The sequence below is a fragment of the Mannheimia haemolytica genome (assembly GCF_004342115.1).
GTDB classification, from domain to species: Bacteria; Pseudomonadota; Gammaproteobacteria; order Enterobacterales; family Pasteurellaceae; genus Mannheimia; species Mannheimia haemolytica.
Genome location: NZ_SMAC01000002.1, coordinates 73,151 through 86,666 on the forward strand (window position 1 = coordinate 73,151; position 13,516 = coordinate 86,666).

General features: G+C 41.4%; 14 protein-coding genes. All 14 read right to left on the reverse strand.

What is annotated here, in order from left to right; all coding sequences use genetic code 11:
* Positions 1–4: 4 nt before the first annotated feature.
* Positions 5–2,062, reverse strand: coding sequence for a DNA polymerase III subunit gamma/tau (gene dnaX / locus EDC41_RS01085; protein WP_061888590.1), 2,058 nt, complete (start codon positions 2,060–2,062; stop codon positions 5–7).
* A 90-nt stretch (positions 2,063–2,152) separates the two neighbouring features.
* Positions 2,153–2,692 (reverse strand): adenine phosphoribosyltransferase, encoded by a 540-nt coding sequence (gene apt, locus EDC41_RS01090; protein WP_006250994.1) that lies wholly within the window; start codon positions 2,690–2,692, stop codon positions 2,153–2,155.
* Positions 2,693–2,819: 127 nt separating this feature from the next.
* Positions 2,820–3,770, reverse strand: coding sequence for a lauroyl-Kdo(2)-lipid IV(A) myristoyltransferase (gene lpxM / locus EDC41_RS01095; protein WP_006249087.1), 951 nt, complete (start codon positions 3,768–3,770; stop codon positions 2,820–2,822).
* A gap of 440 nt (positions 3,771–4,210) precedes the next feature.
* Complete coding sequence (locus EDC41_RS01105) at positions 4,211–4,894, reverse strand: electron transport complex subunit E (protein WP_006249085.1); 684 nt, start codon at positions 4,892–4,894, stop codon at positions 4,211–4,213.
* Between the two features lie 8 nt (positions 4,895–4,902).
* On the reverse strand, positions 4,903–5,535 hold the full coding sequence (gene rsxG / locus EDC41_RS01110) for an electron transport complex subunit RsxG (protein ID WP_006249084.1): 633 nt from the start codon (positions 5,533–5,535) through the stop codon (positions 4,903–4,905).
* Positions 5,535–6,590 carry an electron transport complex subunit RsxD gene (gene rsxD, locus EDC41_RS01115; RefSeq protein WP_006251909.1) on the reverse strand — a complete coding sequence of 352 codons (1,056 nt, stop codon included), beginning with the start codon at positions 6,588–6,590 and terminating at the stop codon, positions 5,535–5,537. The genes rsxG and rsxD overlap by 1 nt, the downstream gene beginning before the upstream one ends.
* A gap of 45 nt (positions 6,591–6,635) precedes the next feature.
* On the reverse strand, positions 6,636–7,271 hold the full coding sequence (locus tag EDC41_RS01120; RefSeq protein ID WP_006249082.1) for a trimeric intracellular cation channel family protein: 636 nt from the start codon (positions 7,269–7,271) through the stop codon (positions 6,636–6,638).
* The gene (rsxC, locus tag EDC41_RS01125) at positions 7,264–9,357 is read right to left on the reverse strand and encodes an electron transport complex subunit RsxC (RefSeq protein ID WP_115262448.1); all 2,094 of its coding nucleotides are present in this window, start codon (positions 9,355–9,357) and stop codon (positions 7,264–7,266) included. Before rsxC ends, EDC41_RS01120 begins: the two co-directional genes overlap by 8 nt.
* Complete coding sequence (rsxB, locus tag EDC41_RS01130) at positions 9,344–9,961, reverse strand: electron transport complex subunit RsxB (RefSeq protein ID WP_006251908.1); 618 nt, start codon at positions 9,959–9,961, stop codon at positions 9,344–9,346. Before rsxB ends, rsxC begins: the two co-directional genes overlap by 14 nt.
* A complete protein-coding gene (gene rsxA, locus EDC41_RS01135) occupies positions 9,961–10,542 on the reverse strand; it encodes an electron transport complex subunit RsxA (protein ID WP_006249079.1) in 582 nt (193 codons plus the stop codon). The genes rsxB and rsxA overlap by 1 nt, the downstream gene beginning before the upstream one ends.
* Positions 10,543–10,856: 314 nt before the next feature.
* A complete protein-coding gene (locus EDC41_RS01140; RefSeq protein WP_006249078.1) occupies positions 10,857–11,342 on the reverse strand; it encodes a hypothetical protein in 486 nt (161 codons plus the stop codon).
* Positions 11,343–11,369: 27 nt separating this feature from the next.
* Positions 11,370–11,720: a hypothetical protein gene (locus EDC41_RS01145; RefSeq protein WP_115262449.1), complete on the reverse strand. Its 351-nt coding sequence runs from the start codon at positions 11,718–11,720 to the stop codon at positions 11,370–11,372.
* A gap of 17 nt (positions 11,721–11,737) precedes the next feature.
* Positions 11,738–12,907, reverse strand: coding sequence for a hypothetical protein (locus EDC41_RS01150; RefSeq protein ID WP_006251906.1), 1,170 nt, complete (start codon positions 12,905–12,907; stop codon positions 11,738–11,740).
* Positions 12,908–12,916: 9 nt separating this feature from the next.
* Entirely contained in the window at positions 12,917–13,396 is a 480-nt protein-coding gene (locus tag EDC41_RS01155) for a hypothetical protein (protein ID WP_006249075.1), read from the reverse strand.
* Positions 13,397–13,516: the final 120 nt, after the last annotated feature.

The following is a 13,516-nucleotide window of genomic DNA, read 5'->3' on the forward strand; positions in this document are numbered from 1 at the left end:
TGTTTTACTCAGTTTCCGCCACCGCTCGAATGGTCGATTCATCAATTTGTGCATCAAAAGCGTTGCGAAGTAACATTAATTTTTCATCGTTAAGCAGAGCTGATTTTGCTGCCTCAGTTAATTGTTTGAAAATGGCTCGCCGAATTTCAAGCGGAGTTTGCTGTTCGCTATTGTCACCAATGGTCAATTCGTATGAATAGCCTTTTTTGGCAAGGGCAGCTTCTAAATTTTTACGTGATTCCGGATTATCTAAGTGAGCCATATTCGGCTTTAACACCAATGCGAGGTGCTGTTCATTTTGTTCCGCTAAATAGCTATTTAAGGCGATCTGACGGGAAAATCCGCCTAAATTGAGTGAGTTGGCGATGTCACACCATTTATCCTGCTGACAAGATAAATGAATGGTTTTTGCCACTAATTCAGGGGTGCGTTCTTGCAAAATCGCTTGTTTAATATCAGAAGGTTTGGCACTGTCTGCTTGATTTTCTAATTCAGGATTGAGCCACGTCCAGCGATAATCTTCATCTTCCACACTTTTAGGGGCGGATTCGGTTTTCTTTGAAACTTGCAGTACGGCTTTGTGCTGATTTTCCGCCAAGCTGATAAACCGCTCTTGCAATGAAGCGGTCTGATTTGCCGATTTTTTTGCAATAACTTGAGGGGCTTTTAGCTCAGGCTTTTTTTTTTCGGTTTGAGCTAAATTTGCCTGCTGTGCTTGTAGCTTTTTGCGGGCTTCGAGGGCTGCCATTGCCGGTGAAAGAGTCGCAGGAGCAGACGGCGAAATAGCGGTATCTACTGCCTGTGGCGGTTGAGCAATGCTTTCAACCGCTGTGGTAGTATTGGCAACAGTAACCGTTTTTTGCTGATTTTGCTCAAAATTTTCTCTTAGCTGGCTAATTTGATTTTGTGGTTTTGCTGTCGTAACCGCTGAAACCGAATGGTTTGGTTGTGTAACCTTTTCCACTGCAACTGTTGCTATTTTTTCTGCCTGTTTAGGGTGGAAAGCCAACGCACGCAAAATCGCCATTTCAACACCGGCACGTTGCTCCGGTGCAAAAGGCAACTCTTTTTTACTGTTGAGGATTAATTGATAGAAAAATTGCACGTCTTCGGGCGGAATTTGTTTTGCCAGAAAATGCACTAATGTTTCTTCGGTTGTAGGTGTTTTCACTAATTGCAACATTGCAATTTTGTGTAACACTTCTGCCACATCGCTTAATAATTGTTGCCAATCAACGCCTTTCGCTGCAATTTGCTCGATGATCGCCATTGCTTTTTCACCGTCGGCTTGGGCGGTTGCTTGCACTAATTCTAGTGGTTGATTATCGTCAATCAACCCTAGCATTTGGCTGACTATCGCAAGCGTAATATTGGCATTACTCATTGCAATGGCTTGATCGGTGAGGCTGAGAGAGTCTCGGATACTACCTTGTGCTGCTTTTGCCAACTTTTCTAGTGCCAAAGGCTCAAACGGAATGTTCTCTGCATTTAGAATAAATTCAAGATGACGGGCAATTTGCGATTGCTCTAATGCCCGCAGATGAAATTGCATACAGCGAGAGAGGATCGTAATCGGCAGTTTTTGCGGATCAGTGGTAGCCAGCAAGAATTTGACATATTCAGGCGGCTCTTCAAGGGTTTTTAGTAAGGCGTTGAAACTATGACGAGAGAGCATATGCACTTCGTCAATTAAATAAACCTTAAAACGCCCAACGGTGGGTTTGTATTGAACGTTATCAAGTAGCTCACGGGTGTCTTCCACTTTAGTACGAGAAGCAGCATCAATTTCAATGAGATCGATAAAATGCCCTTCTTCAATCGCTTTACAATTCGCACATTCACCGCAAGGCTCGGCGGTGATCCCGTTTACACAGTTTAAGCCTTTGGCGAATAAACGGGCAATAGAGGTTTTACCCACACCACGAGTGCCTGAAAACAGGTAAGCGTGGTGCAGTCTATCTTCTCTTAAGCTGTTTTCAAGAGCAGATAAAACGTGTTGCTGACCAACTACTTCCGAGAAGCGTTGCGGTCTCCATTTACGGGCTAAAACTTGATAACTCATTGATTTTTCTATTCAATTTGGAAATCACAAGCGGTCATCTTTCCGAAAAATTTTGCAAAATTTTAGCAAAAAGCCACCGCTTGTTCCCCATTAATGACCTTCAAAGCTGACTAGGCTAAAGGATTTAATCCCTTCTTTTTCCAAACGCTCTTTACCACCTAACTCAGGCAGCCAAATCACAAAGGCAGCGTGTTCTACGTTACCACCTAAGCGACGAATTAGTTTTGCAGTTGCATCAATAGTACCACCGGTTGCGAGTAAATCGTCGATGACCAATACATTATCATTAGCACTCACTGCGTCTTTATGAATTTCTAGCGTGTCTTCACCATATTCAAGCGTGTAAGATTGCGAAATCACTTCACGTGGTAATTTTTTCGGTTTACGAACCAACACAAAAGGCACGCCTAACGCTAATGCAACAGGGGCACCAAAAATAAACCCGCGAGATTCTGTGCCGACAATTTTAGTAATACCTTTGTCTTTAAATTCTGCAACGATGGCATCAATGGTGGCTTGGAATGCAGTTGGCACTTCTAAAAGTGAAGTGATATCACGGAAGATAATCCCTGCTTTCGGATAATCTGGAATGGATTTGATAGAAGATTTAATTAAATCTAATTGGTTCATTGTTTGACCTACGTGTAATAAAAAAATAACTGGAAAACTCTATAGAAAAACAGCAGAAATTTCAAGGAGAAATTGATAACCTTACGTTTGATAGTACAGCTTACTTTTCAGTTTCCTTTTCCCTATATTATAGATAAATATCTTCCCTGTTTCGTCTGGTTTTAAGCAAACGTAAAATCCAAACATACTGCTCGGGGTTTTTCTCCACAAAATATTCAATTACTCGGTTCATTTCTCGGGCGGATTGAATTGGGTCTCCTGAAAATTCAAGCGGTGGCAAAATTTCCATTTCATATTTTGCTTTTTCCGCATTATAAATCGAGAACATTGGGATCACTTCCGCATTTGCCACTCTTGCCATTTTATTTAAGCCCGGCAAAGTGGCTTTTTCGGTGGCAAAAAAGTCGGCATACACACTTAGCTCTTCGCCGAAATCTTCATCGGGCAGAAAATAACCGACATCACCTTTACGCACATCGGCTAAAAACGCTTTAATCCCATTTTGACGAGTGTGCATTCGCCCACCTAAACGCTCACGGGTAATATTCCACAGCCAGTCCACCAACGCATTACGGTGTGGATTGTACATTGATGTCATCGGATAACCGAGCGAGAACATCGCCACCCCCGCCATATCAATCGACCAAGTATGTGGCACTAACATAATCACGTTTTTACCGCTCTCTTTGGCTTTCACCACATTTTCAAATCCGGTAAATTCACACCGTTTTTGTAAATAAGAGGCCGGGCGGATTGCAGTTTCGCCAATCGCCAACATGGTTTGTGCTACCGTGATAAACATTTTCTCGACCACTTCTTCACGCTTTTTCTCACTCCAATCGGGAAAACAGTAACGCAAATTCACTTTAGCACGGTGGTAGCCTTTTTTATTTTTCTGCTTGAGATAGCGATACGCCATCTTACCCACAAAAGCGGATAATTTATCCCTAATTCGCACCGGCACATAGGCTAAAATCACTAATCCTAATACACCTAACCATACGCCCCAATATTTCGGGTGTAGAAAAGACCATAGGAATTTGTGCGTATAGCCGTCTTGGGCGGTAATTCGTGTCATTCTATAATTCCTCATTATTTGTCACTTTCTTTGCTTCGCCAAAGAAAGTAACCAAAGAAAGGCAACCCTACTTCACCGCTATCTTCGCTTGATTTGAATTTGCTTAACGAAAAAATTCCAAACTCGCCGCTTCGCTGCTCAAACAAGGAATTTTTCCTACAAATTCAAAGTCGCTCAGGCGGTTCAGAAGGGAACCCGGCAGAGCATCATTTTGCAAAATTTTTCAAAAAAATCACCGCTTGTATGGTCGGATCGGGTTCCTTTCTGAGTTGCCCGAACGACTTGAAATTTTTAGGAAAATAACTCGAGCGAGAGCGAAGCGAACATCAGGGTTATTTTTCGTTAAGAAAATTTCAACCAAGTGAGGATAGCAACAAAGCAGGGTGTGCTTTCTTTTGGTTACTTTTCTTTGCACAAGCAAAGAAAAGTGACATAACACATCATCTCTTATCAATAATATTCTTCACCGCCAATATCACCCCAAGCCCAATAAAAGCCCCCGGGGGTAAAATTGCCAGTAGTAAACCTGAATCAATATGCAATACATCAATGCGTAGGGCTTTTGCCCAATCGCCAAGGAGTAGATCTAAGCCTGAAAACAGCGTGCCGTTGCCAATAATTTCACGCAACGCGCCTAGCACCACAAGGCTAAAAGTCATTCCCAGCCCCATTGAAAAGCCGTCAAAAGCCGAGAATTTGACCTCATTTTTTGAGGCATAGGCTTCTGCTCGTCCAATCACGATACAGTTGGTTACAATCAGCGGAATAAAAATCCCGAGCGATTGGTAAACAGGGAAAGCAAAAGCATTCATTAAAAGCTGTACTGCCGTTACCACCGTTGCAATTACCATCACATAAATCGGAATCCGAATATCGTGTGGAGTGATTTTCCGAAACAGGGAAACCGTGATATTGGTGCAAATTAGCACAAACATTGTTGCCAAGCCTAGTCCAAGTGCATTGGTTACGCTGTTTGAAACCGCCAGTAGTGGGCAAAGCCCTAATAATTGCACCAAAGCACCATTATTTTTCCACACACCATCAGCGAAAATCGTTTTCCAAACGCTGGATTGTTTCGGGGCAACGTCAATATTCGTCACAGGGATTTGTTGTTCTCTTTCCATTTCTCCCCCTATTTGCACGCTTTAAATTGATTAAACATTGTCGGGTTTTGAGCCAGCTCTGTCACCACCCATTTCGCACTTTGGCGGATATGATTGACCACCGCACGAGGTGTAATAGTTGCACCGGTAAATTGGTCGAACTTGCCGCCATCTTTTTTTACATTCCAATCCGCTTCGTTTTCTAAACTAAAAAGTTGATTGGTAAAAGATAAGATCCAATCCGACACTCGGGTCTCAATTTTATCTCCCAGCCCCGGAGTTTCTTTATGCTCAAGGGTGCGAACGCCTAAAATGTTGCCGTTCGGCTCAATCCCCATCAATAGCACAATATCGCCGGAATAGCCGTCCGGAGCCGTTCCTTGAACTAGGTAAGCGGTCAGATTTTCCGATTTTTTTGCAACATAAATACGGTTCAAATAAGGGGCATTTTCGAGCTGAACCAGTTTGCAAGTCGCCAACACATCATTATCAAAATGGCTTTTCGGCACAACCTCTTCCAATAATTTGCGTTGTTGCATTGCGGTTACATCATCAATCTTGCCTTTGGTAAGCAGGTACACACCGGTTGAAACAGCGGTGCAAAGCAAGGCAATAAAGCCTAAAATTAAGGCGTAATTTAAGGTAATTTTTGAGGTGTTCATTATCTGTTATCCAATTTTGTGCCGTATAATCTCGGCTGCGTATAATGGTCGATTAACGGTACGCAAATGTTTGCCAATAACACTGAAAATGCAATCGCATCAGGGTAATTTCCGTAGTAGCGGATTAGATAAACCAATAATCCCACCAAGCCACCGAAAATCAGTTTTCCTCTTGGGGTAATGGAGGCTGTTACCGGGTCGGTCGCAATAAAAAATGCCCCGAACATCATCGCACCGCTAAAGAAATGGCTCACAAAATGCAAGTGCGATTGTTGGCTAAACAGCTCGGTGAATCCACTAAAAAAGGCAAAAGTTGCCAACATTGCTACCGGAATTTGCCAATGGATAATCCGTTTATAAATCAACACCAAACCGCCGAATAAGAACGCAAGGTTCAGTTGTAGCCAACCGGTCGCAAACAGCCCGTTGAAAATCGGCGTATTCATTACCGCGTCAAAACCTGATTTTGCAAGGCTGCTTTTCATACTATCAAGCGGGGTAGCTTGTGCAATGCCATCAACACTATTAACTAGCTGATGAATACTAAAACCATCGCTAGTTACCCCGTAAAAAATCAACGAAATCGCATCACGAAATGTCGGTGGTTCACTTAATAACTCAATCGGCACTATCCACGCCGTCATTTGCACCGGGAAAGAAACCAACAACAACGCATAGCCAACCATTGCCGGGTTAAATAGATTCTGCCCCAAGCCACCATAACTGTGTTTTGCCAATAATAACGCCACAATCACGCCAATCAACACAAGCCAATAAGGAGCATAAGGCGGAATCGACATCGCCAAAATCAAGGCGGTTAAAATACCTGATAAGTCAGCCAAATAGAAAGCGGTTGTTTTTTTGCGTAATTTTGCAATCCCGATTTCAATCACAATCGCAAGGCTAACGGCAAGCAACGTTTGAATCAGCACACCATAGCCGAAATAATAAAGCTGAACCCCAAAAGCAGGTAAGATCATCGCAATCACCCACAGCATAAAATTCGCAGTGAGATTGCTCGAATGAGTGTGGGGGGAACTGACCATTTTAAACATCTATAAAACCTTTTTAGTAAAAAATTGCAAAAAAATGACCGCTTATTAAAGTCTCGGCAAATTCAAATTAAAGCGTATTGCCAGCAGGCGGATAATAATTACGGTGAACACGGTGGCAAGGTAAACCCAATCGCTTTCGAGCCCAACTGAGTTTGCAGCCACAAAAATCACACCACCGATAAGGCTGGCGGTCACATACACTTCTTTTTGCAAAATGATCGGCACTTCGTTGCGTAAAATATCACGGATTAAGCCACCAAAACAGCCTGTCACACCGCCCAGAGCCACACAGATCAGTGGGTGCAAGCCGAAATCCAAGCCTTTTTGCACGCCAATCACGGTAAATACGCCAAGCCCGATGGCATCAAACACCAGCAAGCCGGTTTGCCAACTTTTGCGGGAAATTTGGTTGCGGAAAATAGCGGTAATCACCACTGCAAGGGTAATCATCAGCACATAGATCGGTTGTTTCATCCAAAACACCGGCGTGGAGCCAATCATCATATCCCTTAGCGTACCGCCCCCGACCCCGGTCACAAACGCTAAAATAAACATACCGAAAATGTCCATTTTGTGCTGGCGGGCAGCAATTGCCCCCGAAATCGCAAACACGATAGTGCCGATTAAGTCCTGAATAAACAGGAACGACCACGGCAATGCCGGAATTAGCTCGCTAAACATTGTTGCTTTTCTCCTGCTGAGCGGCTTTTTTCGCTTTAGCTCTGGCGATGGCGGCCGCAACGGCGGCTTTGCGTGGGTCTTCGCTTTCCGTTTTGGGCGAATGGTTATTCGCCCCTACAGATTTATCCGATGTAGTTTCGTTCATTGATTGTAGGGGCAAATCATTATTTACCCCAATCACAGCATTGGCAATATCTTCCGGTTTTTCGACCGCTTGTTGAGCTTGTTTTTTCGCTTTAGCTCTAGCGATAGCTGCTGCAACGGCGGCTTTGCGTGGGTCTTCGCTTTCTGCTTCGGGCGAATAGTTATTCGCCCCTACAGATTTATCCGATGCAGTTTCGTTCATTGATTGTAGGGGCAAATCATTATTTGCCCCAATCAAGGCATTTGTAACATTTTCCGATTTTTCGACCGCTTGTTCTGCCTGTTTGGCTAAACGTCTGGCTCTGCGTTGTGCCATTAAATCGCTGTTATCAGGCTCGCCGTTAGGTTTTACCTGTACTTCTGCCGGTATTTCTTGGACTGTTTCAACCGCTTTTTTCGCTTTCAGGCGTTCAAGAGCCGCTTTTACAGGATCAACACCACCTGCATTTGCCACTTCTTCACGGCGTTTTTCCGCCGCTTGGCTAATGCGAGCAGTTCTGGCATCTCGTTCTTTTTGTAAGCGAGCTTCTCTCGCCTCAAAGCGGATTTTAGCCTCTTCCGCTTTGCGGGCTTTTTCCTCAATTTCCTCGATTTTTGCTTTTTCTTGGCGGAAATATTGGATTAACGGAATGTAGCTTGGGCAAACGTAAGCACAAACGCCACACTCAATGCAGGCATCTAAATGGTATTCTTTCGATTTATCGTGATCTTCTGCACGGGCAAACCAATAAAGTTGCTGTGGCAATAACCCCACCGGGCAAGCATCGGAACAGCTTGAACAGCGGATACAACTACGCTCCGGTTCAGGTGGTGCATATTCAAAATGATCAGGGGCAATCAAGCAGTTCGCAGTTTTGGTAATCGGGGCTTGCAATGCAGGCAAAATAAAGCCCATCATCGGTCCGCCTAAAAACACCGGAAAGCGTTTATCGGCTTGATAATCTACCTGCTCCAACAAGTGCTGAATTGGCGTGCCTAATCTTGCCCACACGTTCCCCTTGTTGCGAATTTTATCGCCTGTCAGCGTCACTACCCGTTCAATCAAAGGTTCATCATCAATAATTGCCCGTTTAACCGCAAACGCCGTGCCGACATTGTGCATCACAATGCCCATTTCAATAGTGCGTTTGCCAGCCGGAATCTCAAGTCCGGTCAACACTTGAATCAGCTGATCAGAAGCTCCGGAGGGATATTTAGTCGGGATCGCCCGCACAAACATATCGTTCGAGCCTTTTAAAGCGGTTTCTAAAGCTTGAATAGCGTGCGGTTTGTTGTCTTCAATCGCAATCACCACTTCTTCCGGGCGAAGCACATAACGCAGAATGCGAATACCTTCGATAAGATCCGCAGTGAAATCTTGCATTAAGCGATCGTCACAGGTGATGTAAGGCTCACATTCTGCCCCGTTAATCACCAGTAATTTACAGCGTTTATCCGCCAAACTTAATTTTGTTGCGGTTGGGAATACCGCACCGCCTAAACCGGCAATGCCATATTGGTAAACTTTTTGGATAATTTGATCGCTTGTTAGGCTTAAAAAATCCTCAATCGGCTGGCGTTCCACCCATTTATCTTTACCATCGGTTTCAATAATCACCGTTATTTCGGGCAAACCTGAGGCGTGAGCGGAAACATAAGGCTCAATCCCAATCACCCGCCCGGAGGTTGGGCTGTGTACGGGCAGTTGACGGAAGTGATCGCCTTTCGTGAGCGGCTGCCCTTTCAATACCACATCGCCGACTTTGACTAATAATTCCCCTGCCCAGCCAGAATGTTGAACCAGTGGCACATAGAAAAACTTCGGTAAATTTAAGGTGCGAATTGGCTTGCTGTTTGATTGGGATTTATTTTCCATCGGGTGAATACCGCCCGGGAAATCCCACAGTTTACCCGTTTCTTTATTTTGGCGGATTCGCTCAATCACTAAATTAGGATTGCTCATTTTTGCCTCCGCCGGTAACTAATTTTCTCTGCAATTCAGTGGTATTCACAATCGGAATAATTAAATCTTGGTCAAATTTCCAGTTCCAAGATTGGGTTGTCGGTTTAATTGGTCGCATTTCAATACAGTTGGTCGGGCAAGGGGCGACACAAAGTTCACAGCCGGTGCAAAGATCCGGAATAATGGTGTGCATTGCTTTATTCGTGCCGATAATCGCATCAACCGGGCAAGCCTGAATGCACTTAGTACAGCCAATGCAGAGATCTTCAATCACAAAAGCCACTTTCATCTCAGGCTCTACCATACCTTCCATTGGCGGCACTTCTACCCCAAGCAATTCGGCAAGATTCACCACTAAAGGTTGTCCACCCGGCACACATTTAGTGATTACATCACCATTAGCAATCGCCTCAGCATAAGGCTTACAGCCCGGGTAGCCACATTGACCGCATTGGCTTTGTGGTAAAAGGGCATCAATTTGATCGACAATCGGGTCGGATTCAACTTTCAGTTTAATCGAGGAATAGCCTAAAACCGCCCCGAAAATCAGTGCGATCACAGCAATAGCGATAAGAATATAAGCGATAATTGGCAAATCAAGCATTAGAGTTTCACCAATCCTGTAAAGCCCATAAAGGCAAGCGACATCAAGCCTGCGGTAATCAGAGCAATTGATGCTCCTTGGAACGGACGAGGCACATCAGCGGCAGCCAAACGCTCACGCAGAGCCGCAAATAAAACTAACACCAGCGAGAAACCGGCAGCGGCTCCAAAACCATAAAGAACAGATTCCACCAAGTTATTGGCTAAATTCACGTTTAATAATGCCACCCCTAATACGGCACAGTTGGTGGTAATCAGCGGTAAATAGATCCCAAGCAAGCGATAAAGTGTCGGGCTGGTTTTATGCACAATCATTTCCGTTAATTGCACGATCACCGCAATCACTAAAATAAACACCAAGGTACGCAAAAATTGAGCGTTTAACGGCTCAAGCAAATAGGTTTCCATCAAATAAGCAGAGAGCGAGGCAACCGTCAGCACAAAGGTTGTCGCCAACCCCATACCAATAGCAGTTTCCACCTTTTTCGACACTCCCATAAACGGACAAAGCCCTAGAAATTTAACTAAGACAAAGTTATTAATAAGGGCGGTGCTGATGACCAACAGAATATAATCGACCATAAATTCCACAAAATTAAATATACAAGCGGTCAAAAACGCATTTTATTTTGCAAAAAACAGAGAAAATCTGACCGTTTGTTAAAGCATCTCATTAAAAATAAACGTTATATTATCTCTTGTTTTCGGCTCATTCACAATAAGAAATCAGAGGTACTTCTAGTAAACATACCATATCAAATATGATCTTGTTACCTTTGTTTCTATCTCTGGTAGAATGGAGAATGTGGGGACTAAGCTATACAGCATGAAAGGTGAAAGGAGCTTGATTTTCTAAGTTAATCCTAAAAAGTCTCACTCCTTTGATATAGAGGATATTAGAATAACAACCAATTAATTACTCGATAAATAAACATAATAATCCCAAATATAATGAAAACATAATAAATCTTTTTCCATAAAGGGAGTTTTACCTCTTCTTCAGAATATTCTTCATCATCCTTTTCAGACAACTCTATAAGATTATAGAATTCATCAAGCATTTTTTCTTTGAATTTATATCCTCGATTTATTTTAAGTTCATTATGAGACGCTGCCGAAAGTGTTTGGAAAAGAAACGGGTTTTCCAGTACGTTTGGAAAGTTCTCTTGAACATAAGCTTTAGATTGAGATAATTTGTTAAAAGTATGGAAACAACCAACATACATAATAAGTTGTTTTGTTGGCATTTCTTTTACCCAAGATTCAAGTTCATCACACTGTGCTATAACCTCATCAACTTGTTCTTTCCCAAATTGTTTTACAGCATCTTTATAGTGATCACTATTTTTCTTTTTGAAATAAGGTGGTAATAATCCAGCCATTTTTACTCCACATTGGTTAGAGATAAATTAAGTGTTATCTTTTTTGCTAAACCATTTATTGGCTACAAAACCAACCCCAGCAGTTACAGCCGCACCAAGTAACATTGAACTGAGCGATGAACTTTCTTGTGGTTGAGATTGCTTTTCCTTGACAGATTTTGTTGTAGCATTAGCTTTTGCTGGACGTGCTACATATGTCTCAGACCCTCTAACACAAGAAATAATTTTTGCGTATGGATGGCTCGCTTTAAAACGATTTTTAGCATCTATAATATTTCTTTCAGAAACAGCACCTTGCCCATTCTTATTATATCTGGTATCTGTATAGTGAATAGTGAATAGTGAATAGTGAATAGTGAAATTATATTGTTTATCCATAGTTCTTCCCCTCCAAATTAAACTAATTTATTAATCAACCATTGGCGGTTATTTAATAAGAAATTTTCTACGGTATCGTAACTTACGAAAATTCTTACCATGCCCGGCAATAAGTTATAAACGACATTTGCTACTCGTGCGATATTTTGGTCGTTTTGTAATGCCACAGCACTTAATTGCAAACCACTTTCTTTTAATTTAGCAATTAAGGTATTTGAGTTTGAATCAAAGAATTTTAGAATTGCAGAGGAGGCTTTGCTATCTGGTTTAGGGATTATCTCTTCAACCATAGGTTGTTTAGCAAGTAAGATTAGCTCACTATTATCTTCATAAAAGCTATTTATTTCATCAACATTTAATAAACCAATTTCGCCTTCTTCAGCTTTCTTAATGAGAGCCTGCTCATATAAACCCATACATTCAGTCATTTCTTCCTGACTCAACACTTCAAAGTTCTCAATCGCAATATCTAAATCTAAACCCTCATTTATCGTATCAATAATTTCTGGAAAAACCTTTCCTACCAAACTAGGGAAGTCTAAAAATCCATTAAACGCACCAGTCCCGAGAATAGTGATAAATTCGGGAAAAAAGTTAAAAAACCCCTTTTCAAAGAAGAATATATTTCTATTACGATATATTCTTAATGTTGCTAGAACAATGAGCAGCTCTACAAAAAGCTCATGTCTTTCATCTGGGTAATAAAACTTAACTTTATTACCAATATCCACTTCATTTAGAAATTCTATAACAATTTTCCTTGCTACCTCCTTAATATCACAGCACACCTCACCATTAATTGTTACAATTTTATTGTCACAAATACATGTTGCATCTCGAATCTCTGCTTCAAAAATAGAGAAAAATGCCTTGTATTTATTTACCGTATCTCTTCCTTCTTCATCTAAATAACTGTTAGATTCTAGATTTTTGATATGTTTCAAAGATCTTAAGTGAAAGACATATAACGCTACTGGGAGTAGAGCAATAATATCTCTATAATTATCATTAGGTATAAATCCTTTATCTAAAAACTCTTTCACTCCCACTGCAATCAGAAAGGAACTATATAATTCACCATAATTTTTTTCATTCAGCCATTCTAATGACTCATTTATTTTTTGAGAATCCTGACTATGAGAATTACTTTTTGAATATTTTGTTAAGAAACTATTTTGAGATGACATAAAAAACTCCTATCTAAACACATTCCACATTTGAAAATCATAGAGGCTCTCTTCATTAAACGCATTTCTAAAGTTTTCATTAGTACAATAATGAAAAAATGCCGAAGTAGGTTGCTCAATACATCCATAAAGACTATGGGACTTGAGATGAGTGATAAACTCGTTATGTTTATAGAATTCTCTATATAAACTCAAAAGCTCATCATCTTTTTGGCTCAAATTGCCATTTTGGAAATAAAAACCAAATTGACTGAGTTTTATACATAGATTATTTGTGATGTTTAATACATCAAAAAATCCAGCCTTATAAATCAGGCTTAATAATTGATGAATATTCATATCAGTATTACCCTCCAAAATATCATCTAAATCATCTTTAGAAATGGATATTAAATCTAAAATCAAGCCTTGATGAGGTAGAGAATTAATCTTCTCCCTTATAACAACCAACAATGCTGTTGAATAATTTGAGTGTTTTTGGACATACATATTGCATAGAATAACTTCCTTAAAATTTTTTTCCTTCAGGATTTGTTTCTCTTACCTGTCAAGGTAAGAGAAATGCATAGTACTATGCAGCCTCAAATAACATCTCTATTGGAAAAGGTT